This window comes from Rhizobium sp. N731 (assembly GCF_001664145.1).
Lineage (GTDB): Bacteria > Pseudomonadota > Alphaproteobacteria > Rhizobiales > Rhizobiaceae > Rhizobium > Rhizobium esperanzae.
On sequence record NZ_CP013601.1, the window covers coordinates 2842958 to 2867173 of the forward strand.

The 24216-nt window shown below is 62.4% G+C and carries 26 protein-coding genes and 1 pseudogene; 16 read left to right on the forward strand and 11 right to left on the reverse strand.

The genetic code is table 11. The features are described 5' to 3' along the window. Window positions 1-171: 171 nt before the first annotated feature. The 3 genes from AMK02_RS14050 to AMK02_RS14060 all read left to right on the forward strand — a co-directional run bounded on the left by AMK02_RS14050 (window position 172) and on the right by AMK02_RS14060 (window position 3096). Window positions 172-1089, forward strand: a complete 918-nt coding sequence (locus AMK02_RS14050; protein ID WP_064803676.1) for a bifunctional helix-turn-helix transcriptional regulator/GNAT family N-acetyltransferase — start codon at window positions 172-174, stop codon at window positions 1087-1089. Between the two features lie 60 nt (window positions 1090-1149). Then, window positions 1150-1773, forward strand: coding sequence for a TetR/AcrR family transcriptional regulator (locus tag AMK02_RS14055; RefSeq protein ID WP_064803677.1), 624 nt, complete (start codon window positions 1150-1152; stop codon window positions 1771-1773). A gap of 108 nt (window positions 1774-1881) precedes the next feature. Beyond that, on the forward strand, window positions 1882-3096 hold the full coding sequence (locus AMK02_RS14060; protein WP_064803679.1) for an MFS transporter: 1215 nt from the start codon (window positions 1882-1884) through the stop codon (window positions 3094-3096). On the opposite strand, the gene AMK02_RS14065 is transcribed toward AMK02_RS14060, so the two are convergent. Continuing rightward, on the reverse strand, window positions 3093-3509 hold the full coding sequence (locus AMK02_RS14065; protein WP_064803681.1) for a winged helix-turn-helix transcriptional regulator: 417 nt from the start codon (window positions 3507-3509) through the stop codon (window positions 3093-3095). The genes AMK02_RS14060 and AMK02_RS14065 overlap by 4 nt on opposite strands. Before the next feature lie 123 nt (window positions 3510-3632). Here AMK02_RS14065 and AMK02_RS14070 point away from each other — a divergent pair, with 123 nt between their 5' ends. Continuing rightward, window positions 3633-4541, forward strand: a complete 909-nt coding sequence (locus tag AMK02_RS14070; RefSeq protein WP_064803683.1) for an SDR family oxidoreductase — start codon at window positions 3633-3635, stop codon at window positions 4539-4541. A gap of 234 nt (window positions 4542-4775) precedes the next feature. On the opposite strand, the gene AMK02_RS14075 is transcribed toward AMK02_RS14070, so the two are convergent. Continuing rightward, a complete protein-coding gene (locus tag AMK02_RS14075) occupies window positions 4776-5528 on the reverse strand; it encodes a pyridoxine 5'-phosphate synthase (protein WP_064803684.1) in 753 nt (250 codons plus the stop codon). A gap of 400 nt (window positions 5529-5928) precedes the next feature. Between AMK02_RS14075 and AMK02_RS14080 the strand changes: the two genes are divergently transcribed. Beyond that, window positions 5929-6621, forward strand: a complete 693-nt coding sequence (locus AMK02_RS14080) for a MerR family transcriptional regulator (protein WP_064803686.1) — start codon at window positions 5929-5931, stop codon at window positions 6619-6621. 67 nt (window positions 6622-6688) lie between these two features. Here the strand turns inward: AMK02_RS14080 and AMK02_RS14085 are convergent, their stop codons facing one another. Then, the gene (locus AMK02_RS14085) at window positions 6689-7816 is read right to left on the reverse strand and encodes an ATP-dependent DNA helicase (RefSeq protein ID WP_064803687.1); all 1128 of its coding nucleotides are present in this window, start codon (window positions 7814-7816) and stop codon (window positions 6689-6691) included. Between the two features lie 83 nt (window positions 7817-7899). Further along, window positions 7900-8826, reverse strand: coding sequence for a LysR family transcriptional regulator (locus AMK02_RS14090; protein ID WP_064803689.1), 927 nt, complete (start codon window positions 8824-8826; stop codon window positions 7900-7902). 131 nt (window positions 8827-8957) lie between these two features. Here AMK02_RS14090 and AMK02_RS14095 point away from each other — a divergent pair, with 131 nt between their 5' ends. From AMK02_RS14095 to AMK02_RS14110, 4 genes are all read left to right on the forward strand, one after another. Then, the gene (locus tag AMK02_RS14095) at window positions 8958-9437 is read left to right on the forward strand and encodes a carboxymuconolactone decarboxylase family protein (RefSeq protein WP_064803691.1); all 480 of its coding nucleotides are present in this window, start codon (window positions 8958-8960) and stop codon (window positions 9435-9437) included. Between the two features lie 67 nt (window positions 9438-9504). Continuing rightward, a complete protein-coding gene (locus tag AMK02_RS14100; protein WP_064803692.1) occupies window positions 9505-10260 on the forward strand; it encodes an SDR family oxidoreductase in 756 nt (251 codons plus the stop codon). A 66-nt stretch (window positions 10261-10326) separates the two neighbouring features. Beyond that, complete coding sequence (locus tag AMK02_RS14105; protein WP_064803694.1) at window positions 10327-10743, forward strand: cupin domain-containing protein; 417 nt, start codon at window positions 10327-10329, stop codon at window positions 10741-10743. A gap of 93 nt (window positions 10744-10836) precedes the next feature. After that, window positions 10837-12318, forward strand: a complete 1482-nt coding sequence (locus AMK02_RS14110) for a cyclic nucleotide-binding domain-containing protein (protein ID WP_064803696.1) — start codon at window positions 10837-10839, stop codon at window positions 12316-12318. Here the strand turns inward: AMK02_RS14110 and AMK02_RS14115 are convergent, their stop codons facing one another. Then, window positions 12319-12807 carry an RrF2 family transcriptional regulator gene (locus AMK02_RS14115; protein ID WP_064803698.1) on the reverse strand — a complete coding sequence of 163 codons (489 nt, stop codon included), beginning with the start codon at window positions 12805-12807 and terminating at the stop codon, window positions 12319-12321. It abuts the gene before it with no gap. Between the two features lie 340 nt (window positions 12808-13147). Here AMK02_RS14115 and AMK02_RS14120 point away from each other — a divergent pair, with 340 nt between their 5' ends. The 3 genes from AMK02_RS14120 to AMK02_RS14130 are packed head-to-tail and all read left to right on the forward strand — an operon-like array spanning window position 13148 to window position 14839. After that, complete coding sequence (locus AMK02_RS14120; protein ID WP_064803700.1) at window positions 13148-13528, forward strand: COG4315 family predicted lipoprotein; 381 nt, start codon at window positions 13148-13150, stop codon at window positions 13526-13528. A 16-nt stretch (window positions 13529-13544) separates the two neighbouring features. Next, entirely contained in the window at window positions 13545-14060 is a 516-nt protein-coding gene (locus AMK02_RS14125; RefSeq protein WP_064806236.1) for an RNA polymerase sigma factor, read from the forward strand. Then, complete coding sequence (locus tag AMK02_RS14130; protein ID WP_064803702.1) at window positions 14057-14839, forward strand: anti-sigma factor family protein; 783 nt, start codon at window positions 14057-14059, stop codon at window positions 14837-14839. Before AMK02_RS14125 ends, AMK02_RS14130 begins: the two co-directional genes overlap by 4 nt. A gap of 3 nt (window positions 14840-14842) precedes the next feature. Here AMK02_RS14130 and AMK02_RS14135 read toward each other — a convergent pair whose 3' ends face one another. Genes AMK02_RS14135 through nthA form a run of 3 tightly spaced genes read right to left on the reverse strand, consistent with a single transcriptional unit; the run spans window position 14843 to window position 16525 of the window. Then, entirely contained in the window at window positions 14843-15214 is a 372-nt protein-coding gene (locus tag AMK02_RS14135) for a nitrile hydratase accessory protein (RefSeq protein ID WP_064803704.1), read from the reverse strand. Next, a complete protein-coding gene (nthB, locus tag AMK02_RS14140; RefSeq protein WP_064803706.1) occupies window positions 15201-15860 on the reverse strand; it encodes a nitrile hydratase subunit beta in 660 nt (219 codons plus the stop codon). The genes AMK02_RS14135 and nthB overlap by 14 nt, the downstream gene beginning before the upstream one ends. Then, window positions 15857-16525 carry a nitrile hydratase subunit alpha gene (gene nthA, locus AMK02_RS14145; protein WP_189636970.1) on the reverse strand — a complete coding sequence of 223 codons (669 nt, stop codon included), beginning with the start codon at window positions 16523-16525 and terminating at the stop codon, window positions 15857-15859. The genes nthB and nthA overlap by 4 nt, the downstream gene beginning before the upstream one ends. A 394-nt stretch (window positions 16526-16919) precedes the next feature. On the opposite strand from nthA, the gene AMK02_RS14150 reads away from it, so the two are divergent. From AMK02_RS14150 to AMK02_RS14160, 3 genes and pseudogenes are all read left to right on the forward strand, one after another. Next, complete coding sequence (locus tag AMK02_RS14150; protein ID WP_064800413.1) at window positions 16920-17870, forward strand: IS110 family transposase; 951 nt, start codon at window positions 16920-16922, stop codon at window positions 17868-17870. Between the two features lie 156 nt (window positions 17871-18026). Continuing rightward, window positions 18027-19299 (forward strand): annotated as a pseudogene (locus AMK02_RS14155) (SDR family oxidoreductase). Beyond that, entirely contained in the window at window positions 19299-19739 is a 441-nt protein-coding gene (locus AMK02_RS14160) for a DUF2269 family protein (protein WP_064803708.1), read from the forward strand. Before AMK02_RS14155 ends, AMK02_RS14160 begins: the two are co-directional and overlap by 1 nt. 27 nt (window positions 19740-19766) lie before the next feature. On the opposite strand, the gene AMK02_RS14165 is transcribed toward AMK02_RS14160, so the two are convergent. Beyond that, complete coding sequence (locus AMK02_RS14165; RefSeq protein WP_064803710.1) at window positions 19767-20360, reverse strand: LysE family translocator; 594 nt, start codon at window positions 20358-20360, stop codon at window positions 19767-19769. Between the two features lie 152 nt (window positions 20361-20512). On the opposite strand from AMK02_RS14165, the gene AMK02_RS14170 reads away from it, so the two are divergent. Continuing rightward, entirely contained in the window at window positions 20513-21361 is an 849-nt protein-coding gene (locus tag AMK02_RS14170) for an aldo/keto reductase (protein ID WP_064803712.1), read from the forward strand. Window positions 21362-21556: 195 nt separating this feature from the next. Here AMK02_RS14170 and ilvN read toward each other — a convergent pair whose 3' ends face one another. Next, complete coding sequence (gene ilvN / locus AMK02_RS14175) at window positions 21557-22129, reverse strand: acetolactate synthase small subunit (RefSeq protein ID WP_011426035.1); 573 nt, start codon at window positions 22127-22129, stop codon at window positions 21557-21559. A gap of 26 nt (window positions 22130-22155) precedes the next feature. Next, window positions 22156-23946 carry an acetolactate synthase 3 large subunit gene (locus AMK02_RS14180; protein WP_082929670.1) on the reverse strand — a complete coding sequence of 597 codons (1791 nt, stop codon included), beginning with the start codon at window positions 23944-23946 and terminating at the stop codon, window positions 22156-22158. Window positions 23947-24216 lie beyond the last annotated feature (270 nt).

The following is a 24216-nucleotide window of genomic DNA, read 5'->3' on the forward strand; positions in this document are numbered from 1 at the left end:
TGTCAGGGTGTTGACACAGTCGGCCAACCCTTCTTTCGTCATGCTCGGGCTTGTCCCGAGCATCTGCTTCCGGTCGATAGGGCAGCAGATCCTCGGCACAAGGCCGAGGATGACGGCGAGCGAGGAGCGGGCCTTGTCAGCAAATTGCGAGATCTCCCCCTGGAGATCACCATGTCCGACATCGCCCTCATCGAAACCGCCCGCGACTTCAACCGCTTCTACACGAATTTCCTCGGCCTCCTGAACAAGGCCTATCTCGACTCGCCCTACACACTGACGGACGCCCGCATCCTCTTCGAAATCAGCTCACATGCAGGCGTCAGTGCCACCGCACTCGCCCGCGACCTGCATCTCGACCCGGCCTATCTCAGCCGCATCCTCAAGCGTTTCCGCACCGAGAGGCTGATCGAGACCAGCCCCGACCCGGCCGATCTGCGCAGCCAGATCATTATTGTCACCGACCGGGGACGAGAAGAGTTCGAAGAACTCGGACGGCGCGCCAACGCGCAGATCGCCGCCCGTTTCGCCACGCTCGCAACCGGCGAGCCGCAGGCGGTCGTCTCGGCCATGAACACGATCCGCGCCCTGCTAGACCCGGCCGCGAAGCCCGCGCCGGCGATCATCCGCGCCCATCGCGCCGGCGATATCGGCTGGATTGTCGAAAGCCAGAGCCGCTTCTATACCGAGGAATATGGCTGGGACCTGCGCTTCGAGGCGCTGGCCGCCGAAGTCGCCGGAAAGTTCCTCGCCAATTTCGATCCCGAGAAGGAATATTGCTGGATCGCCGAGCGCGGCGCCGTCAATGTCGGCTCGGTCCTCGTCACCAATGGCGGCGATGGCATCGCCAAACTGCGCCTGCTCTATGTCGACAAATCAGCCCGCGGCCTCGGGCTCGGCAAGCTGCTGGTCGACGAATGCATCCGCTTTGCCAAACAGAAGGGCTATCGCCAGCTTTCGCTCTGGACCAATGACATGCTGGAGGCGGCCCGCGGCATCTACATCAAAGCAGGCTTCCGCCTTGTCTGCGAGGAGAGACATAAGAAGTTCGGCCCCGAGGCGAATGGCCAGACCTGGGTACTCGATCTCTGAATTTGCTGCATCGCAGAAATTCTGCTTGATTTGGAAACGACCATTCCCTAATTAGGAGCCATGACCGTTGCCGACATCACAACAGACCAAAAAACCCGCAGCCGCGGCCGTCCGCGCGAATTCGATATGGACGCAGCCCTCGATGCGGCCCTGCGGATGTTTTCCGAGCGCGGCTACCACGCCACCTCGATCAGCGAGCTGGCCGAGGCGATGGGCCTTGCCTCGGGCAGCATCTACAAGGCATTCAAGGACAAGCGCGGCATCTTCGTTGCCGCCTTTGCCCGCTATCGCAAGCTCGGCCGGCGGCGCTTGGAAGCAATGATCGCGTCAGCGGAGACAGGCCGCGAAAAGGTCTTTCAAATGGTGATGTATTATACGGAGCTCTCGCATGGCGAGGCCGGCCGCAAAGGCTGTCTCGTCGTCGGCGGCGCCAATGACTTCGCCTTGCTCGACGATGAAACTGCCGCCCATGTCGTCACTGCCTTTGCCGCCGACGAGAAGCTGATGGCCGATCTCATCCGCATCGGCCACGCCGACGGCACCATCCCGAAGAGGGTGGACCCTGATGCCGCCGCCCTCGCTTTTCTCTGCTTGACCAAGGGCTTGCGCGTCATCGGCAAAACAGGACGCAGCAGGCAGGAGATGGTCGCCGCGGCCGAAGCGGCGATGAAGCTCGTGACCTGAACGGGTGCGCCCAGACGATCGAAATAGCGGCATCCGGTCAAGGATCGGGTGGCCGCAGCCAGCATTCTTGCATTTAATTCTCATAATCTTTGAATACCGGAGTTTCTGATGAGCATTTCAGCCACCACGCCGGACAAGGTCATTCCACGAGCGCTGTCCCCCTGGCTCACCTTCCTTTTTGCCGCCGCCTGTGGCCTGGTGGCCGCCAATCTCTATTACGGCCAGCCGCTTGCCGGCCCGATCAGCGCCGATCTCGGCTTCTCCCCCGCCGCAACCGGCCTGATCGTCACGCTGACGCAGATCGGTTATGGCCTCGGCCTGCTGCTGATCGTGCCGCTCGGCGACCTGACGGAAAACCGCCGGCTGGTGCTGCTGCTAATCGCCGTCTCTGCCGTGGCGCTGATCGGTGCCGCACTGTCGACGACGCCTGCGATGTTCCTCACCGCCTCGCTCTCCATCGGCCTCGCCTCGGTCGCCGTTCAGGTGTTGGTTCCCTTTGCCGCCAACATGGCGCCGGATGCCACACGGGGCCAGGTCGTCGGCAATGTCATGAGCGGCCTGCTCTGCGGCATCATGCTGGCGCGGCCCTTCGCGAGCTTCGTTGCCGAGGCCTCCTCTTGGCACATCGTCTATTATGTCACGGCAGCACTGATGCTCGTGCTCGCCATCGTGCTTCGCGCCAACCTGCCGGTCCGCATGCCGAAGACGAAGCTCTCCTATGGCGAACTTCTTGCCTCCATGGCTCATCTGGCGCTGACCTCGCGCGTGCTGCAGCGCCGCGCCCTTTACCAGGCCGGCATGTTCGGCGCCTTCAGCCTTTTCTGGACGACGACGCCGCTGCTGCTCGCAAGCCCGGCCTTCGGCCTGACGCAGAACGGCATCGCCCTCTTCGCACTTGCCGGTGCGGCCGGTGCTCTCGCCTCGCCGATCGCTGGCCGGCTTGCCGACCGCGGCATGACCAGGATCGCCTCGACCTTCGCCATGCTGCTCGGCATGGCCTCCTTCCTGATCAGCCATTTCGCAAGCGATGGCTCCCTCACCGCCCTGATCCTTCTGACCGTGGCGGCGATCACGCTGGATTTCGGCGTGACGACCAATCTCGTCTGCGGCCAGCGCGCCATTTACGGCTTGAATCCGGAACACCGCAGCCGGCTGAACGGCCTCTTCATGGCCACCTTCTTTGCCGGCGGCGCGCTCGGCTCGGCGCTCGGCGGCTGGGCCTATGCGACCGGCGGCTGGACGATGACGGCCTGGATCGGCTTCGCCTTCCCGGCACTGGCCTTCCTGCTGTTCCTGACGGAAGGGCGCGGCAACAAAGCCTAGCTCTCTGCAGAATCGAAACGCAAGCGGGCGTCACGAACTGCTTCGTGGTTCGCTTCCGCCCAATTCAAGAGCTGCGACAGCGGCTGGTAGAGCGAACGGCCGAGATCGGTCATCGAATATTCGACGCTCGGCGGCTTGGTCGGGAAGACTTCCCGATGGACATAACCGTCCCTCTGCAGGTCGCGCAGCGTCTGCGTCAGCATGCGCTGCGAGATATCGGGGAGCATCCGCCGCAACTCGCCGAACCGGCAAGGCCGAGCCGCCAGCACCTCAAGCAGTAGCGTCGACCATTTGCCGCCGATATGCTGCATCATGTCCCTGACCGGGCAGTTGGAAAAATCGAGACCGGCGAGATCGATCTCGCGCCGCATTCCCGGCATCCTGCTCTTCAGACTCAGGACCTCGCCGCTCATCTGCTGGTTCCCTTTTGGTAACGTACAGCCGAAAAACTGCCTCCTTTACACCGCGAAGTCAATTCCTATTCTAGTGTTAGTCTCTTTTTGAGACCAACGTCAAAACGCAGAAGGAAATGACGTATGAGCGAAACCATCCTGGTCACCGGCGCCGCCGGACAGCTCGGCCAGCGTGTCATCCACCATCTCATCGAGACCTATAAGGTCGCCCCCACCAGGATTGTCGCGGCGACGCGTAGCCCGGAAAAGCTCGCTGGGCTGGCAAACAAGGGCGTCGTCACCCGCAAGGCTGATTTCGATGATGCGGCCAGCCTGGAGAAGGCCTTCGCCGGCGTCGACCGGCTGCTGATCATCAGCACCGACGCGCTCGATACCCCCGGCAAGCGCCTCAGCCAGCACAAGGCCGCCGTCGCTGCTGCCGTCAAGGCAGGCGTCAAGCACATCGCCTATACCTCGATGCCGGCCCCGGACGATTCGCTCGTCATCTTCGCGCCCGATCACCTCGGCAGCGAAAACGCCGTCAAGACAAGCGGCATCGCCTATACGATCATCCGCAACGCCTGGTACCACGACAATTACTTGCACGGGATGCCGCACAACCTGCAGGGCGGCAAATGGTACAGCGCCACGGGCGACGGCAAGATCTCGACCATTGCGCGCGACGACTGCGCCCTGGCGATCGCAGCCGCCCTCGCCTCCGGCACTTCCGAAAGCGCCACCTATACGCTGACCGGCACTGAACTGCTGACCAACCGGCAGGTCGCCGCCACCGTCTCCGAGGCCGCCGGCAAGCCGCTCGACGTGGTCGACGTCAATGACGAACAGTTCGGCCAGGGCATCCGCGGGGCCGGCCTCCCCGGCTTCATCGCCGACATGCTGGTCTCCGCCGACGCCAACATCCGCGCTGGCAAATTCGAAATCGTCACCGAAGACTTCACCAAGCTGACGGGTAAACAGCCGCAGCCGCTGAAGGATTTCTTCGTGGCGCATAAGGCTGCATTGACGGCCGCTGGCAGCGCTGGGGGCCATTGAGCACTTCGCTCATCCCTGGGCTTGCCGCAGGGATAAGGCTTTGAATGAGAAAAATCTCATTGCCGCAAATGAGTCACTCGCGGGGCAGACGCGCCGTGGCTGGATTCCTGTGACAAGCACAGGAATCCAGTGCGCCCAAGTCCCTGGGCGCGGCAGACTCAATATGCACCGTGCGTCTCACCGCCAGAACGTCGTGACTCGATCCCCTCTAGGCGCTAAGGGCAACGACCTTCCTCAAACCTTCTGCCCACAAGCCCTGCAAAACCGCCGCACCGTTTCCGCCATGCCATATTCCAGCGCATCGGCGGTCAGCCCATGGCCGATAGAAACTTCGGCAAGATCGGGAATGCGCTTCACCAGATCAGGTAGGTTTGCGACGGTCAGATCATGCCCGGCATTGACGTCAAGACCGATCGCCAGTGCAGCGTCTGCGGTCTTTCCCAGCGCTTCGAGGATGGGAGCCGCCCGTTCGGGCGCATCGTAACAGCCGCCATAGGGGCCGGTATAGAGTTCGATCCGGTCGGCGCCGACCGCCTTGGCGATCTTGACCGCTTCCGCATCGCCGTCGCCGTCGGCAAAGAGCGAGACCCGGCATCCCATCTTTTTCAGCCGCGCGACGACGTCGGTGAGGAACGCCTGGTGTTTGCGGAAGTCCCAGCCGTGATCGGAGGTCGCCTGGGAGGGATCGTCGGGCACCAGCGTCACCTGCTCGGGTGCGGCGCCGGCACAGAGTTCGAGGAATTCCTCTGTGGGATAACCCTCGATGTTGAACTCGGCCTTTGGGAATTCGTCGTCGATCAGGTTGCGGATGACGGGTAAGTCGGAAAATCTTATATGGCGCTGGTCGGGGCGCGGATGCACCGTCAGGCCGCTGGCGCCCGCGGCAAGGGCGATTCGGCCGAGGGCTTCGACGCTCGGCCAGGGGAGATCGCGCCGGTTGCGCAGCATGGCGATGGCGTTGAGGTTCACGGAGAGCTTGGCTGGCATGGCGGATTATCCATCGGTCTCGGAAACGGGAGGCCCCGCTTTTAAGCCAAGTGCCCGGCGATGGCCAACGAGAATCGCAGATGAATGCGACGCCGATCATTGATGGATCGGCAGTACAGTCGTGAGGGACGTACCCGGCGGGCGCAGTGCGTGTTTTGCTAGAACCTTCACGCAAAGCCTGCAAAACACACCGTCGCGTTGCTATCCCATTTAAAAGAGATTATTTTTAGCACTTATAAAAAAGATCGTTCACGCATAACGTGGACATTGTGTCGCGTAAACGTAGGCCGCGTACTGCTTCTTTCCCCATGTAAGACGCTCAGAGGAAACCCCACTCGCCGCGACCGGGAAGCAACTGGCAAATCCGCATGAGGTGCAACAAGATGCCCTAGGAGGGTTCATGCCAGACGGTTCCAAACGCCTGTTTGCTGCCGCCGGTATCGCTTCGGAGGCCCGGTCGAAATACCGGTTCCTGCCTTCTGCCGCGCTGCCGCCGGATCTACCGGAAGGTCCGGTGCCTATCGCCGATATGGCCAACGCATTCGGCGTTACGCACAGGACGCTGCATTTCTACGAAGAAAAGGGATTGATCTCGGCCAATCGCATCGGCCTGATGCGGGTCTATGGCCAGGACGACGTGATGCGCATGGCTGTCATCACCGTCTGCCGCGAAACGGGCATGCCGATCGCGGTTATCCAGGAATTGATGGACGAGCTTCGCAAAGCCGATTCGCAGGAATCGGCCGAGGCGATGTTTCGCGAGGCCTTGCAGGTGCGCAAGCGCGAGCTGACGGCCGAAATGTCGACGCTGCACCGCCAACTCCAGCAGGTCGGCGATCTACTGGATTTCGACGACGGCATGGAGACGCAGCCGCTCAACGACAATCAGGACAGTTCCAGCCTGACCGAGCAGGAACTGCGTTGCCTGGAATTGATGGCAGAGGGCTATTCCACCCAGCGCATCGCTCGGGCGCTCGACCTGAGGCATGACGAAACCAGGGATCTCGAAGCTGGAATCATCCTGAAATTCCGCGCCAACAACCGTTTTCAGGCGATCGCCAAGGCCGTCCTGCTCGGCATCGTGCAGGCTTGACGCACGGACAACGCCCCGACGGCCGCACCGCCCCTTCCGCTTGATCGGGATCGCGACGCGATCGGGATCAGCGCACGATCGTCAGCGTCTCCGCCGCGCGTGTGATCGCGGTGTAGAGCCAGCGTTCCCGCGTGTCGCGAAAGGCCCAGCTCTCGTCGAAGAGCACGACGTCGTTCCATTGCGAGCCCTGCGCCTTGTGAACGGTCAGGGCATAACCATAGTCGAACTCGTCGTAACGCTTGCGGGTGTTCCAGGGGATTTCGCCTTCGACATCCTCGAAGGCCTGCTTGAGCAGCTTGATCTTCGCCGCCCCGCGATCCATGTCGTCGTCCTCCGGGCGGACGAGGAGATTGATGCCGGGCTTCGTGGTTTCCTTGGACGAGGTCATCACCTGCCACAGCGAGCCGTTGAGCAGGCCCTTGGCAGGATCGTTCCGAAGACAGACGAGCTTGTCGCCGGTCTGCGGATAATCGGCGCTGAAACCCTTCAATTCGCGCAAGCGCTGATTATAGCGCCGCCGCGTCCTGTTGGTGCCGACGAGCACCTGATCGGCACCCAGCACCAGCTGCTGCGTCACCTCGCTCTTCGGAATAACCTTCGCCGTTCCGTAATCGCCATACATCACCTCGTTGCCCTCGCGCACCTGCATGGCGAGCTTGATGATCGGATTGTCGCGCGCCTGGCGGTGAATATCGGTGAGGAGGTAATCCGGTTCCTGGTTGGTGAAGTAACCGCCGCCCGAAACCGGCGGCAGCTGGCCGGGATCGCCAAGCACCAGGATGGGCGTTCCGAAGCTCATCAGATCCTTGCCGAGGGCCTCGTCCACCATCGAGCATTCGTCGACGATGATCAGCGCCGCTTTGGCGACCGGGCTCTGCCGGTTGATCGAAAACATCGGCGCAATCGAGGTCTTGCCGGTCTCTTCGTCCTCCACCGCTTCCTCGCCGCGCGGGCGATAGATCAACGAATGGATGGTCTTGGCGTTGGAGGCGCCGCGCGAGCGCAGCACCTGGGCGGCTTTGCCGGTGAAGGCGGCAAACAGCACGTCGCCGTCGACATTCTCGGCAAAATGCCGGGCAAGCGTTGTCTTGCCCGTTCCGGCATAGCCGAACAGGCGAAAGAGCGGCGAGCGCCCTTCGTTCAGCCATTTCGAAACAGCCTTCAGGGCTTCGTCTTGTTGCGGCGCAAATTGCATGATCAGACGACTTGGCAGGATTCGCCGCTTTTAAGCAAGGCGGAAACCGATACTGCGTGGCCGTTGGCAGCAGATCCTTGCACTCACCGGTCCCAGCCCCGGTCCGCGCCGCCTGCGCACATCGACGGGTCCTGCCCCATCGCATCGATCAGAAAATCCAGAACCGTCTTGACGCGTAGCGCCATGTTGCGTCGCGAGGGATAGACGACGGTGACCGGCAGCCGGCTCGGCTGAAAATCTTTCATCACCGGGATCAGCCGGCCAGCGGCGATATCGGGCTTGGCGATGATGTGCGAGAGCACCGCAAGGCCCGCGCCGGCAAGGGCTGCCCTGTGGATAGCGACGGCGTTGCAGGCCGTCAGCCGCGGCGAGATCCTGACCGATATGTCTTCCGAGCCGCTCGAGAAGGACCAGATATTGGCCTCACCCGCCCTGTTGTAGCACAGGCATTCATGATCCTTGATGTCCTTCGGTGCGCGCGGCGCCGCCCTGCGTGCGAGATAGGCGGAAGACGCGACGAGGAAGGCCGTCGTCCAGCCGATCCGGCGGCAGACGAGGCTGCTGTCGGCGACCGGGCCAAGGCGCACTTCAAGGTCCAGGCGCTCCTCAATCATGTCGGAGCTTTGCTCCCTGAAAAGCAGCTCGACCGAGAGTTTGGGATGAGCAGCGAGAAGATCGCCCAGCCGCTCGCTGAGATAGAGCCCGAGTGGTGCCGGAACGCTCAGCCTGACCTTCCCCGAAGCGATCGCTCTATCCGACCCGGCGGCATCGCCGAGCTCTTCCACCGCGTCGAGAATCCTCAGCGCCATCGGCATCATTCGCTCGCCTTCGGCCGTCAGCGACAGGCCGCTTGTCGTGCGATGCAAGAGGCGCATGTTGAAATGGCTTTCGAGGGCTGCGACCTGGCGTGAAACCGCCGGCTGAGTCACGTCGAGATCGTGTGCTGCCGCCGAAAACGATCCTGTCTCTACCACGCGCTGAAAGGTCCGTAATGCCGATACGATATCCATGACAGCCCCCTCATACTTTTGCGCATAGGCTTTATGCCGCCAGACTAAGCGAGAATGGCTTTACTGTCCAGCAATTAAGGATATCTTTTATCCATAAGGATAATAACTGTCCTTAATTAGAGGAGAACGACATGACCCAGCGATTGAACTATGCCCAGCATTCCCCCGAGCTTTTCAAGAAATTCATGGAATTCAGCATGGCGCTGAGGAGCAGCGTCATTGACGAGAAGCTGCAGGCGCTGGTCGAAATCCGCGCCTCGCAGATCAACGGATGCGGCTTTTGCCTCGACATGCATGTGAAGCAGGCAAAGATCCATGGCGAGAGCGAGCTCAGAATCTATCACGTCGCCATCTGGCGGGAATCGAACCTGTTCATCCCCCGCGAGCGCGCAGCGCTGGCATGGACCGAAGTCTTGACCAAACTTCCCGAGGGCGGCGTTCCCGACGAGATCTACGAGCGGGTTCGCGGCCAGCTTTCGGAGAAGGAAATCTCCGACCTGACCTTCGTGGTCATGGCCATCAATGCCTGGAACCGCGTCAATGTCGGCTTCAAGACCGTACCGGGCACGGCCGACAAGGCCTACGGCCTCGACAAGGCTGGCCTGAACTAACCCCTGCAATTCATTGAGAAGATTAAATTTGACGCTGCCGCGCCGCGACAGCGAAGGGAGATCCGTTATGAAAATCGTCGTCATCGGCGGAACCGGCCTCATCGGTTCGAAAACTGTCGAACGCCTGCGCAAGCGCGGCCATGAGGTGATTGCCGCCTCGCCGAACTCCGGCGTCAACACGATCACCGGGGAAGGGCTGGCGGAAGCGCTTGCCGGCGCAGAGGTCGTACTCGACCTTGCCAATTCGCCCTCCTTCGAGGACAAGGCCGTGCTCGAATTCTTCGAGACCTCGGGACGCAATCTTCTCGCCGCCGAAAAGGCCGCCGGCGTCAAGCATCATATCGCGCTTTCGGTCGTCGGCACCGAGCGCCTGCAGGAAAGCGGCTATTTCCGCGGCAAGCTCGCTCAGGAAAAGCTGATCAGGGCCTCGGGTATTCCCTACACCATCGTGCATTCGACGCAGTTCATGGAATTCCTGAATGGCATCGCCCAATCCGGCACGGTCGGCCAGACGGTCCGCCTGTCGCCGGCCTGTGTGCAGCCGATCGCCTCCGATGACGTCGCCGACGCCATGGCCGACGTGGCGCTCTCCACCCCGGCCAACAAGACGATCGAGATATCGGGTCCCGAACGCGCTCGCCTCAGCGACCTCGTCGCCCGCTATCTAAAGGCGATGAAGGACCCGCGCACCGTCGAGGCCGACGCCGAGGCGCGATATTTCGGCGCAAGGCTGAACGATCAGTCGCTCATCTCCGACGACAATCCGCGGCTCGGTTCGATCACCTTCGAAGAGTGGTTTGCCAAATCAGCCGAGTCGAAGTGATTGGTTTGCCTCAGGACGCGGCCACTCGGGCGCGTCCTCTCCACCCCAGCAACAAAGGAGATTGCCATGATCAGAGCATCAATCATCGCCGCCGCGCTCGCCTTTCTGGCAGCCACCGGAGCTTCCGCCCGAGACAGCAGCAAGTCTGCCAAGGTGACGCTCGTCTATGAGCACGAGCTGCCGAACGTACCCGGCAAGAGCATCAAGGGCGTGCTGGTCGAATACGGCCCCGGCGGCTTCTCTGAAGGCCATACCCACCCGGACTCGGCCTTCATCTACGCCACCGTGCTCGAGGGATCGATCCGCAGCCAGGTCAATGACGGCCCGGTCAAGGTCTATCAGGCCGGAGAAAGCTTCTCGGAAATGCCGGGCGACCGCCACGGCGTCAGCGCCAACGGCAGCAAGACCAAGCCCGCCCGCCTGCTCGCCGTCTTCGTCGTCGACACCAAGCAGAAGGAGCTGACCTTCCCGCTGCAGAACTGATGGTCGGTCCTTGATCGCCCGCGCACGTCGATGCTTGCGCGGGTGGCCGACTTGCTAAATCATGTACCGCCCGCCCCTTCCGGAGACAGAGAGATGATCTACGACGCGCTGTTCGGCAAGCCGCTGATCTCCCTCATCGTCGTCGGCTTTGCCGGCATCCTCGTCTGGTATTTCCTCTCCAGTCAGCGGCCGACGACGCGGCTGGTGGTGCAGATCCTCTTCTTTGCGGTGATGACGCTGATCCTCGCCGGCAGCGGCATCGAGCCCCACCGTTTTCAGGGATATCAGTCCGAAGACCCGCAGGCCCTGCTCGTCATCGTCGCCAAATCGCTCTGGTGGGTCCACCTGGCATGGGCCGTGATCGGTTTCATCAGGCTCTATCTGGTGCTGGAGGGAAGCCCGCGTGAGGCCCGCCTGCTGCAGGATCTCGTCATCGGCATCGTCTATATCGGCATGGCACTCTCGGTCCTCGCTTTCGTCTTCGGCGTACCGATCGGCACTCTCGTCGCCACATCAGGCGTGGTCGCCATCATCCTCGGCCTGGCGCTCCAGAACACGCTCGCCGACGTCTTTTCCGGCATCGCGCTGACGCTCGGCCGGCCCTATGTTATCGGCGACTGGATCCTCTTGAGCGACGGCACGGAAGGGCGCGTCGTCGAAAGCAACTGGCGCGCGACGCACATCCTGACCGGCGCCAATAATGTCGTCGTCCTGCCCAACAGCTTCCTGGCGAAACTCGGCCTGACCAATGTCAGCCGGCCGGACGAGACCCATCTGCTGATCCTCACCATCCGCATCGCTCCGACCCGGATGCCGGCATCGATCCGCCAGGTCATGCTCTCGGCGCTCACGAGCTGCAATTCGATCGTGCGCGAGCCGCCGCCGGTCGTCTCATTGAAGGGGTTGGACGCCACCGCGCTCGAAGTCGAGCTGCAGTTTCGGGTGACGAGCCCCAGTCAGCGCGTGACAGCGCGAAATGAGGTGCTCGATCTCGTCTATCGCCATTGCAAATCCGCCGGCTTGCTTTTGGCCGTTCCACCCGCAGCCCAGGTGCTGACCGCCGATCTGCCGACGGAAGAAAACGCCAAGCCGCCGACCGTCACGCCGCTTGCGCTGATCGAAGCGATTCCCGTCTTTGCAACACTGACATCAGATGAGAGGCAGAGGCTCGCCGAGACCACGACTGTCCGGCAGTTCCGCAAAGGCGATGTGATCGTGCGGGAGAGCGAAATGCTGCCCTCGCTGATGATGGTGCGCGCCGGTATCATCGTGGCGCGTCGCGAAGGCGAAGAGCGCGGACGGTTTGCGCCAGGTGATTTCTTCGGCGAGACAGGCCTGCTCGCCGGCATGCAGGAAGTCTGCACCTTGGAGGCCCTGACCCCAGTGACGATCTATGAAATCGGTCAGGCGGCCTTCGCCCCGCTGCTTAGCGAACGCCCAGCCCTGGCCGAAGAGATCGCCGAAGCCCTCGCCGGCCGCGCCGAACGCTTCCGCGACGGCGTTAACCTGCCCCCGGAACAAGCACGCAACGCGCACGCAATCCTGAAGACCATCAGGACCATCTTCAGGGCATGATCAGCCGGCACGCTGGAGCACCCATTGGAACGTGCCTTGCCAGATGTCCGCCGGCACCTCCTCGGATAAGGTGCCAACGAGATCAGAGAGCCGCACGGCCCTCAGCGTGTTTCGCCAAGCCTCGTCGGCTTCCCACATGACGCGCGCAACCGCGCAAGGCTTGCTGTCGCAATAGCCTGCCGGCCGGCACGGATTGTTCTCCCGGATATTCGTACAGGTGAAGCTGCGCGCCTTTCCCTCCACCGCCTCGACAATATCAAGGAAGTTGATCTCAGACGGGGATTTCGCAAGCCTGTAGCCGCCGCTCGGGCCGAGCGTGGTATCGACGAGCGAGGCTTGTGAAAGGCTTTGCAGCGCCTTGGAGAGATATTCCTTCGGCAGACCATGAAGCTCGGCGAGCGCCTTGGTGGAGAGATACCTGCCCTCGGGCAGGCCCGCGAGAATGGCGCAGCAATGCAGCGCCCACTCGACCTGGCTTTTCAAGATCATTCAGCAACTCTTAATGGCTGGTTCTGTGAACCACATTAAGGATATATGCTATCCGCAAATCGATTTGATGTAAATGACTGCGATGACAGCGAAGACATCCACGGGGCTGGCCACCGCGCTGGCCGCAGCAATATCTGCATCCGGCAAGTAATCGAGCCGGCCACCCGCCCTCGTGGTTCGAGACGGCCCTCAGGCCTCCTCACATGAGGGCTGATCGGCGTGCCCCACTGCAACCCGCCATTTTCCGCGAAAACTTTCGCTCAGCCGGAATAAAATTGCCTCGTCGCGTGTCTCATCTCAGGTATCGCAGCATTGCGTGCCCAACCTGAGGAGAGACATTATGACATCCGTGAAATTCCTGTCCGTCGCGGCGGCAGCCGCTCTTGCCGCGACCGCTGCTTTCGCCGCCCCTCCCGTCAAGGAAGTCGAATCCGCCAAGGGCAAGGTGCTCGCCGGCGAAAACGGCATGACCCTCTACACCTTCAAGAAAGACGCCAAGGGCGTTTCCAACTGCAACGGCGATTGTGCCAAGAACTGGCCGCCGCTGATGGCCGCTTCCGATGCCAAGGCCGATGGCGCATATTCGATCATCGAGCGTAAGGATGGCAAGAAGCAATGGGCCAAGGACGGTATGCCGCTTTATTACTGGGTGAAGGACAAGAAGGCTGGCGACATCACCGGCGACGGTGTCGGCGGCAATTGGGATGTCGCCAAACCTTGATGCCAAGAGAGCCGGCGTGAAGACACCCCCACCTGAAACGTTCGAGGGCCAGATCCTGGCCCTCCTGCCCTCGCTCAGGCGCTATTCGCGCAGCCTGACGCGCTCGGATGCCGACGGCGAGGACTTGCTCCAGGACTGTGTCGAGAAGGTCCTGACGCGCCGCGGCCAATGGCGCGGCCTCAATCTGCGCGGCTGGGTCCTGACCATCATGACCAATCTCTATCGAAACGGCCGGCGCGGCAAGGCGCGCGACGGCCTGGTCGAGCTCGACGCCGCACAAGACGTGGCCGCTCCCGAACCGCCGGCCGATCCGCTGGAGCGCGCCCGGCTCGACGATGCGCTGAACAGTCTCTCGGAAGAGCACCGCGCCGTGCTGATGCTCGTTGTCATCGAGGGATACAGCTACAGCGAGGTCGCCGCCGCGCTCGAGATCCCGATCGGCACCGTCATGTCCCGGCTGTCGCGCGCCCGCCAGCGCATCGCCGAGCGGCTGAAGGCCGATAACGTCATTACGCTTCGGAGACCGAAATGAACGAGACCAACCCGATCGTCACCGAAGCCGATCTCCACGCCTATGCCGACGGCCAGCTGGCGGAAACGGCCCGCGCCCGCGTCGAGGCCTTCCTTGCCGACAATCCCGACGAAGCGGCGTTGGTCGCCGAATGGCAGGCGCAGAATACCGGCATCAAGACGCTGTTCGCAGGCTATGAGAAGGCGAAGGACACCGATCCCCAGCTCGTCACCCCGCCACGCGCGCCCTCCTCCGCGCCGAAGCGCTGGATGGCCGCCGCCGCGGCCCTGCTCGTCTTCACGCTCGGCGCGGTCAGCGGCCGTTATGGCCCCCCGCTTCTTCAAAAGCCGGACCTGCAGCTTGCCGGTTCCGAGACCCTGCCGAAACAGGCCGAGACCGCCTTCACCGTCTATGCCGCAGAAGTGCGCCACCCCGTCGAGGTCTTCGCCGACGAGGAGGCTCATCTCGCCACCTGGCTCGGAAAGCGGCTGGCAGTCGAGAATTTGAAGATCCCTGACCTGCAGTCGCTCGGCTTCAAGCTGGTCGGCGGCCGCCTGCTGCCGGTCGACGGCAGGCCGGGCGCCATGTTCATGTACGAGAACCAGGCCGGTGAACGCCTGACGGTCATTGTTGGCCGCAACAGGGAAAACCGCACGACGAGCTTCCGCTTCGCCTCGTCGGGCAATCTCGAAACCTTCTACTGGGTCGACGGCGAACTCGGTTACGCCGTCACCGGCGAAATCTCGCGTGAGACGCTGCGAGGCGTCGCCGAGGAATGCTACCGGCAGTTCCCTTCTTGAGGGTCAGCGTTTCGGATCGTTGGCGAGCTCGATCGGCTGCCCATGCGGCGTGGCTTCGGCTGCCCGCTGCCAGCTCTTCTGCAGGTCGAGAATGGCAGATGCATCCGCTATGCCGCGGCTGACAAGCAATTCGGAAAGCGTCGCCACCCAGCAGTCGAAATAATCGCTGCCGTCTTCGGCGCGGCCGGGCTTATGAAGTTCCCGAGACAGGAGCTCGGCCCATTCGCGCCAGGCAAATAGCCCGTTCTCATGCAGATGCACGGTCATGGCGAAGGCTTCGGCGGCCCAAGGCTCGGGAAAGACCGGCCCGCCTTCCGGAGATTTCGGCAGACCGAGCGATTGGCTGAGCTCCGAGGGCATCTCACAAACGCTCAAGATAGCTCTCCCACGCATCGATGGAGACCGTCAGCGACGGATCCGCCCCCTCGCCCCAAATCTCGCCGCCGTCGAAGACGACAGTGTAGAGCCATTGCGGATTCTCGCCTCGGCCATGCGCATTGTCGTCGGGAAAGACGAAGGAGCCCTGCACCGCTTCGACGACGCCCGTCTTGGCACGCGCATAGCGCGGCAGCCGCGTATGGGTCGGCGGATTGAAATTCCTCGTCCTCACCGCCTCACCGACAGCAAAGCGCGGCGCGGTTTCGACGGGACGATCGCAAGGCCCGCCCCTTGCCAGTACATCAGCCACCATCTCCGCTTTCAGCACCCGCTTCGGCGCAGCCCCATCCTGCAGCTTGTGGCCGGACAGCAGCTCCTCGCGCGTCGCAAAGCCGTGCCGCGCAAGCAGCGTCTCGACGCCGCGGATCCAGATCTCGTAGTAGCTGGCAGCGAGATAATCGGCCGGCGGGATATTCTCGCGCGCATGCCGGCTTTCATCGATCGTCCATGCACCAAAGGCGCCGCAGGAAAGCGTAATGCCGAGCGCCCGCTTTTCCCAGCCGGCATGGAAACAGGGCTCATCCTTTTCAGGCGCGACAGGCCCGAAGCCCATCTGTCCGCCGAGATCGTGCGGTCCGTTCATGGCAGAGCCTTCTGGCTGCCGGCAGCTGAAATCTTCGAGCTGCCTGCAATGGCCGTGCCGATCATCGCGTCTCGGCTAACGAGGCCGGCAAGTGCGGCCTCATCCATGCCTTCCGTGCCCGCCGGCCGCTCCGGAATCACGAGATAACGCAGCTCCGCCGTCGAATCCCAGACGCGGATCTTCTTGTTCACCGGCAGGGTCAGGCCGAATTCGGCAAGCACGCCGCGCGGATCAATCACCGCCCGTGAACGATAGGCCGGCGCCTTGTACCAGACCGGCGGCAGGCCGAGCACTGACCAGGGATAACAGGAACAGAGCGTGCAGACGATGAGGTTGTGGGTATCGGCCGTGTTGAAGACGGCGCGCATATGCTCGCCCTGCCGGCCGGTATAACCAAGGCTCGCTATCGCCGCCGTCGCATCGCGCCTCAGCCAGTCCGCGAATTCGGGATTGTTCCATGCTTTGGCCACGACATGCGCGCCGTTCCTCGGCCCCACCTTCGTCTCGTAAGTCTCGACAATCGCATCGATCGCCGCCGGATCGATCAAACCCTTCTCCGTCAGCAGCGTCTCCAGCGCTTTGACGCGCGCCTGCATGTCGGAGTAATGGTTGTCGTGGGCATGATCGTGGTGATGGTCGTGATCGTCATTGTGGTCGTCGTGCAAGGCAATATCCTCCCGGAACGGCGATCGGCCGCCCTGTTTCCTCAATGCGCGCGGCACGCTCCTCCTCTTCTCCCCAGCGGGGAGAAGGTGGCCCGAAGGGTCGGATGAGGGGGGCCGCACGGCACGCCCTTCATGATTTGCCCTTCGCTTGCGCTCCGTGCATTCGCGGCTCGCCGCTCACCCCCTCATCTGCCTGCCGGCATCTTCTTGGATGAGCAAAATGTAGGATACTGATGCCTGCCGGGCGGGTGGCCGCCCGCCCGGCAGCTGGTTGTCGGATCGTCACCTTCTTAGCCGTTGGGGGCTGTGGGGAGCAGGATCGCAACCGGCTCTTCATCTGGCCCGTGTGGTTGCAGGAACCTTGGGGTTCGTATCCAAGACAGGGACGACGAAGATGACCGATAATAGCATGATTTGTGCCGGAATCGATGTCGGCAAAAGCCATCTCGACATTGCCCTCCATCCCGGCCGCGCAAGGCTGAGGGTCACTTATGACGCTGCTGGCCTGAAGGCGCTTGACGCCTTTCTTCAAGAGCATGACGTCAGCCGCATCGGCTTCGAAGCCTCCGGCGGCTATGAATGGCGGTTGCTGGCGCATCTGCGGGCCGGCAAGCGGCCGGCGGCGCGTCTGCAGCCGGCGCAATTGCGCTTCTTTGCCAAGAGCCGGCTCAAGCGAGCCAAGAACGATCGCCTCGATGCCGTGCTGATTGCGCTCTTCACGGCAAGTCTCGAGCAGTTGCCGGCGCTGCCGGATGCACGCCTCGACAAACTGGCGGCCGAACTGACCTATCTGGAACAGATCGAGCAGCAGATCGCCCTGATCAAAACCTTTGCCGAGACCGCCTTGTCGGAGGCGATCAAGCGCCGTCATGCGCGCGAGGTCGCCCGCCTCGAAACCTGCCGAAAGGCCCATCTGCTGCGGCTCGAAAAGATGGTTCGCGACGATTGTGACCTTTCGCAACGGCTCGATCTGCTGACCTCTATTAAGGGCATCGGGCTGCGCAGCGCCCTGTGCCTGATCATTCGGCTGCCCGAGCTCGGCCATGCCAGCCGCGCCGAGATCGCCGCCCTTGCCGGCGTCGCACCCTATGACGATGATAGCGGAAAATATCATGGCAGACGCCGCATCCAGGGTGGTCGCGAACGCCTGCGAAAGAGCCTGTTCATGTGCGCGTTTACGGCAACCCGGCACAATCCGGATCTCGCCTCTTTCTACGCCCGCTTGCGTCAGAACGGAAAGGATCACCTGTGCGCCGTCATAGCCGTCGCACGCAAACTCATCGTTCTCGCCAACACAATCCTCTCTCGAAAGACCGAATGGACGCCACAATACCAGCAAAAATGAAACATGGTTGCTCCCCGCCGGGGGGAAGCGGAGTCGTGGCAACCTCTCGCCCCAATTCAAAGCAGGTCGGTAAAACCGTCTCCTTTCTTTCTACCATACACCACAACGCCGCCAAGCCCTTCTATCCCAATCAAACTTTTCCGCTAATCTCCCGCCATGAACATCCTGATTCTCGGTGCAACCGGCTTCATAGGCTCCGTCGTCGCGGCCCGGCTCGCCACCGATGGGCATGCCGTGACCGGGCTCGGCCGCAATCCCGTGCGGGCGCGTTTGAGGCAGCCTGCGATAAACTGGCGGCGGGCCGATCTGTCCCGCATGACGAAACCCGAGGACTGGGAGGATCTCCTGAAGGATCAGCATGTCGTCGTCAATTGCGCCGGCGCGCTGCAGGACGGTCTTTCCGATGATCTGGCGGCCACGCAGGCAGATGCAATGCTGGCGCTCTATGCCGCCGCAAAACGCTCGCGTCCTCTGATCGTGCAGATATCGGCAAGGACGGCGGGCGCCGCCGGCGATCTGCCTTTCCTCGCCACCAAGCGGCGAGCCGACGAGGCGCTGGCGGCAAGCGGCCTACCTCACCTCATCCTGCGCCCTGCCCTCGTTCTCGGCCGCAATGCCCCATGGCGGTTCATCGCTCATCCGGGCGCTTGCCGCCTTTCCCCTGGCGCTGCCGCTCGTCCACGCCGAAAGCCCGGTCGAAACGCTTTCCGTGGACGATGTGGCGGAAGCCGTGTCGCGGGCGGTTTCAGGCGATCTGCGTGGGGATATCGTTCCTGCCGCCGACGAGGTGCTGACGCTTGCCGATCTCGTGCGCCTGCACCGGCAATGGCTGGGCCTGCCGCCCGCAAGCGTGATCGCTCTCGCCCCCTGGATTGCAAGGCCGGTAACTTGGCTCGCCGATGTCACGGGCCTGCTCGGCTGGCGTTCGCCGCTGCGCTCGACGGCGATGACCGTCATGTCGGAAGGCGTTAAAAGCGCGAAGGGGGAGAGCGGCCTTGCCGCGACATCCGCCGCGGCAACGCTCGCGGCCAATCCTTCCGGCGTACAGGATCTCTGGTTCGCCAGGCTCTATCTGCTGAAGCCGCTCGTCATATCGGGCCTGTCGGCTTTCTGGCTGCTCTCCGGCCTGATCCCGCTGCCGGTGGTGCCGAAGGCCTCCGCGCATTTCCTGCCCTTCATGCCCGAGGCGGGCGCAACGGCGCTGACGCTTGTCACCTGCCTCATCGATATCGCGCTCGGCGCCGCCGTCCTTGTCCGCCCGCTCGCCAGACGCGCCCTCCTCGGCATGCTGGCCGTCTCATTGGCCTATCTCACAGGCGGCACACTTCTCGAACCCGCCCTCTGGCTCGATCCGCTCGGCCCCCTCGTCAAGGTGCTACCGTCGATCCTGCTGACGCTCACGGCCCTTGCCACCCTGGATGAACGCTGATGCTTGAGCAATGGCTGCTGCTTGCCCATGTGATCGGCGCGACCGTTCTGTTCGGCACCGGTGCCGGCATCGCCTTTTTCATGGTGATGGCGCACCGCACGCGCGATCCCGCCTTGATCGCCCATGTCGCCGCGACGGTCGTCATCGCCGACACGATCTTCACGGCGACCGCTGCTCTTCTCCAGCCGGTGAGTGGCTATCTCCTGGCGCGGTCGATCGGTTGGGACCTCTCGGAAGGCTGGATGGCGCTGTCGCTGCTGCTCTATGTCGTCACGGGCCTGTTCTGGCTGCCGGTCATCTGGATCCAGATCCAACTGCGCGACCTCGCTCGCGCGGCGGCAAGCTCGGGAAGCGCCCTGCCGCCCAGCTACCACAGCCTCTATCGCGTCTGGTTCGTGTTCGGCTTTCCCGCTTTCTCGGCCGTTCTCGGCATTTTTTGACTGATGCTGACGAAACCGTCGATTGCGCTATTTTAGCATCGGCCAGAGGCTCGCCACCAGAAGCACGGCCATGCTGATATTGAACCATTTCAGCCGCACCGGATCGGAAAGCCATTCCCTGAGCGCCGAGCCGAAGCCTGCCCAGGTCGAGACGCTCGGCACGTTCACCACCGCGAAAGCCAGACCGACGATCAACACGCTGGCGAGGTAAAGCTCGGGATTGGTATAGGTCGCCATCGCGGTCATCGCCATCACCCAGGCTTTCGGATTGATCCACTGGAAAGCCGCCGCCGACAGGAAGGACATCGGCGCCGCACCGCTCTTGCCCTCGCTGAGCGAGCGCGACGAAGCGGTCTTCCAGGCAATCCAAACGAGATAAGCGCCTCCCGCAAACTTCAGCGCCGTATAGACCACGGGCATCGTGTGCAGCAACGCCCCGAGCCCGAAACCAACGCCGATGAGCAGCGAGAAGAAGCCGGCACCGATGCCGAACATATGCGGGATCGTCCTGCGGAAGCCGAAATTCACGCCCGAGGCGAAGAGCATCATATTGTTCGGGCCCGGTGTGATCGACGTCGTGAAGGCGAAGAGAACGAGGGCGAGAAACGTATCCAGCGGCATGCGACCTCCCGAAGCCGGCTTTTCCAGCAGCCCACTTTATTTAGGTCAGCATAACTGTCCTAAATCGCCGATGGTATTGCATCATTGTCACGGTGACAGGATTACTTGAAAGATGGCGAAGCGGCCCAATCTCTTGAGCAGGAAGAAGAGCCATGCAGGACGACCCCATCCCCTCCGTAAAATTTCCGAACAGCATAGCCGTGCCGGCACTCGGCCAGGGAACCTGGGCCATGGGCGAGGATGCCGGCCATGCCAGGGCCGAGATCAAAAGCCTCAGAACCGGCATCGATCTCGGCATGACGCTGATCGACACCGCCGAAATGTATGGCGACGGCGGCGCCGAGGAGATCGTCGGCCAGGCGATCAAAGGACGGCGCGACGAGGTCTTCATCGTCAGCAAGGTCTACCCCTGGAACGCCAGCCTGAAAGGCACGATCGAGGCCTGCGAACACAGCCTCGAACGCCTCGGCACGGGCCGTATCGATCTCTATCTCCTGCACTGGCGCGGCAACTATCCGCTCGCCGAGACCGTCGCCGCCTTCGAGATGCTGAAGGCCTCCGGAAAGATAGGCGCCTGGGGCGTCTCCAACTTTGATACCGACGACATGGAGGAACTGCTTGGCGTGCCCGACGGCGCCAATGTCGCCGCCAACCAGGTGCTGTATAACCTCAGCCGCCGCGGCGTCGAGTTCGACCTTTTGCCCTGGTGCCGGAGCCGCGGCATCCCCGTTATGGCCTATTCGCCAATCGAGCAGGGACACGTCCTCCATCATCCGGAACTAATTCACATCGCCAAGGCCTACCAGGCGACACCAGCCCAACTGGCGCTCGCCTTCCTCCTGAAACGCGACGGCGTCATCGCCATCCCGAAGACCTCGAATGCCGAACGCGTTCGCGAAAACCGCGACTGTGTCTCGCTTGATATCACCGAGGAGGATTGGCAAGCGCTCGACGTCGCCTTCCCGCCACCGGCCAGGAAAAAGCCGCTGGAGATGCTGTGATCTACAGCGGCTGCCCAGCTAAAAAGCCCTCATCCGGCTGCCGCCACCGTCTCCCCGCTTGCGGGGCGAAGGGGGTATGCCGCACCGGCTTCATCCACCTCAACGTTGTGTTTGGCACGTCCCCTCGCCCCGTTTACGGGGAGAGGGTTAGGGTGAGGGGCAGCTTATGGCATGGACCTGACGGCGGTAGCAGGCTCACATCCCCTGCGCACCACGGTTCATCGCCGCAATACCGGTGCGGCAGACCTCGATCAGGCCAAGCGGCTTCATGATCGCGATGAACTGGTCGATCTTGGACGACTTGCCTGTTATCTCCAGTATGAAGTGGTCGATCGTTGCGTCGACCACCTTGGCGTGGAAAGCATCGGCAAGCCGCAGCGTCTCGGCGCGGGTTTCGCCCTCGCCGATCACCTTGACCAGCGCCACTTCCCGCTCGATCGGGCGGTCCTGGCCGAGTTCGCGAGCCCGCACCGTCAGGTCGACGACGCGGTGAACAGGCACGATGCGTTCGAGCTGCGCCTTGATCTGCTCCAGCACATGCGGTGTGCCGCGGGTAACGATGGTGATGCGGGACAGATGCGCCTGGTGCTCGGTCTCGGAGACGGTGAGGCTCTCGATATTGTAGCCGCGGCCGGAGAACAGGCCGATGACGCGGGCAAGGACACCGGGCTCGTTGTCGACGAGAACCGAGAGCGTGTGGCTCTCGACTGCGGTCGTTTCCGGAGAGATGAAATAGGCAGAGCCCGTGGGCTGAAGGTGTGCGTTCATGGTCCTGGGTTTCCTCTGACTTTTTCTTATACGAGCTGACGGCCCTTGGCGTCGATCGCATTGGCGACCGCTTCGTCGGTGGCTTCGTCGGGCAGCAACATTTCGTTATGCGCCTTGCCCGAGGGAATCATCGGGAAGCAGTTGGCGAGATTGGCGACGCGGCAATCGAAAATGACCGGCTTGTTGACCTCGATCATCTCGATAATGGCATCGTCCAACTCATCCGGCTTATCGCAGCGCAGGCCGACTGCGCCATAGGCTTCCGCCAGCTTGACGAAATCGGGCATCGCCTCCGTATAGGAGTGCGACAGGCGGTTGCCGTGCAGCAGCTGCTGCCACTGGCGCACCATGCCCATGTACTGGTTGTTCATGATGAAGATCTTGATCGGCGCGTCGTACTGGATCGCCGTCGACATTTCCTGGATGCACATCTGGATCGAGGCGTCGCCGGCAATGTCGATGACGAGGCTCTCGGGATGGGCGATCTGCACGCCGAGGGCCGCCGGCAGGCCGTAGCCCATCGTGCCGAGTCCGCCCGAGGTCATCCAGCGGTTCGGCTGCTCGAAGCCGAAGAATTGTGCTGCCCACATCTGATGCTGGCCGACTTCGGTCGTGATGTAGGTATCGCGGTCCTTGGTATGCGCAAAGAGCCGCTCCAGCGCATATTGCGGCATGATGACGTCGTTGTTCTTCGTATAGGCGAAGGAATTGCGCGCCCGCCAGCGGGCGATATCGCTCCACCAGCCTTCGAGTCGGTTCTTCTCCGGCTTCTTCGGCAGCGCCCGCCACAGGCGGACCATGTCTTCGAGGACATGGCCGACATCGCCGCGGATGCCGATATCGACGCGGACGTTCTTGTTGATCGAGGACGGATCGATATCGATATGGATCTTCTTCGAGTTCGGCGAGAAGGCGTTGAGGCGGCCGGTGATGCGGTCGTCGAAGCGGGCGCCGATGCAGACCATGACGTCGCAATCATGCATCGCCATGTTGGCCTCGTAGGAGCCGTGCATGCCGAGCATCTTCAGCCAGTTCTTGCCTGAAGCAGGATAGGCGCCGAGGCCCATCAGCGTCGAGGTGATCGGGAAATCGGTCAGCTCGACCAGTTCGCGCAGCAGCTTGGAGGCCTCGGGGCCGGAATTGACGACGCCGCCGCCGGAATAGATGATCGGACGGCGCGCATTCGCCATCAGCTCGATCGCCGCATGGACCTGGTTCAGGTCGCCCTGGATCTTCGGTTGGTAGCTCTTCTGGATCGGGTAATCGGCGGGCGGCGTGTAGGTGCCGGTCGCAAACTGCACGTCCTTCGGAATATCGACGACGACGGGGCCCGGACGGCCGGATTGGGCGATGCGGAAGGCCTCGTGAATGATGGCGGCGAGCTGGTTGACGTCCTTGACCAGCCAGTTGTGCTTCGTGCAGGGCCGGGTGATGCCGACCGTGTCGCATTCCTGGAAGGCGTCGGAGCCGATCAATGGGGTCGGAACCTGGCCGGTCAGGCAGACGAGCGGGATCGAATCCATCAGCGCGTCCTGCAGCGGCGTGACCGCATTGGTGGCGCCAGGACCTGACGTGACCAGCATGACGCCAACCTTGCCGGTGGAGCGGGCGTAGCCTTCGGCCGCATGGCCTGCCCCTTGCTCATGGCGAACGAGGATGTGCTTGATCTCGTCCTGCTGGAAGATCTCGTCATAGATCGGCAGGACCGCGCCGCCGGGATAGCCGAAGATATGTTCGACGCCGTTGTCCTTCAGCGCCTTGAGAACGATCTCCGCCCCCGTCATCCGATTGCCTGCCGCCTGATTGTCCGTGCTCATCTGTCTTTTCCGTTTGATGCTGGGATTTGCGTTTGTGGCCGGGAGCCCGATTTCGGGCACAAAAAAAGGCCCCGGAGGAGCCTGTCATCTAGCGCATGGGTGGCTATCGCCGGATGGTTACACCATCCTGCCCATGCGCCTTCCCACCACGATAAGAGCCGTTGCGATTTTCATGGCGGGAAGTGATAGACAGAAAATTTCGCAGCGTCAACGCATGCCGCAATAAAAAACTGCCCCGCGCCCGCGCCTCCCAAAATCGATAGGATGAAG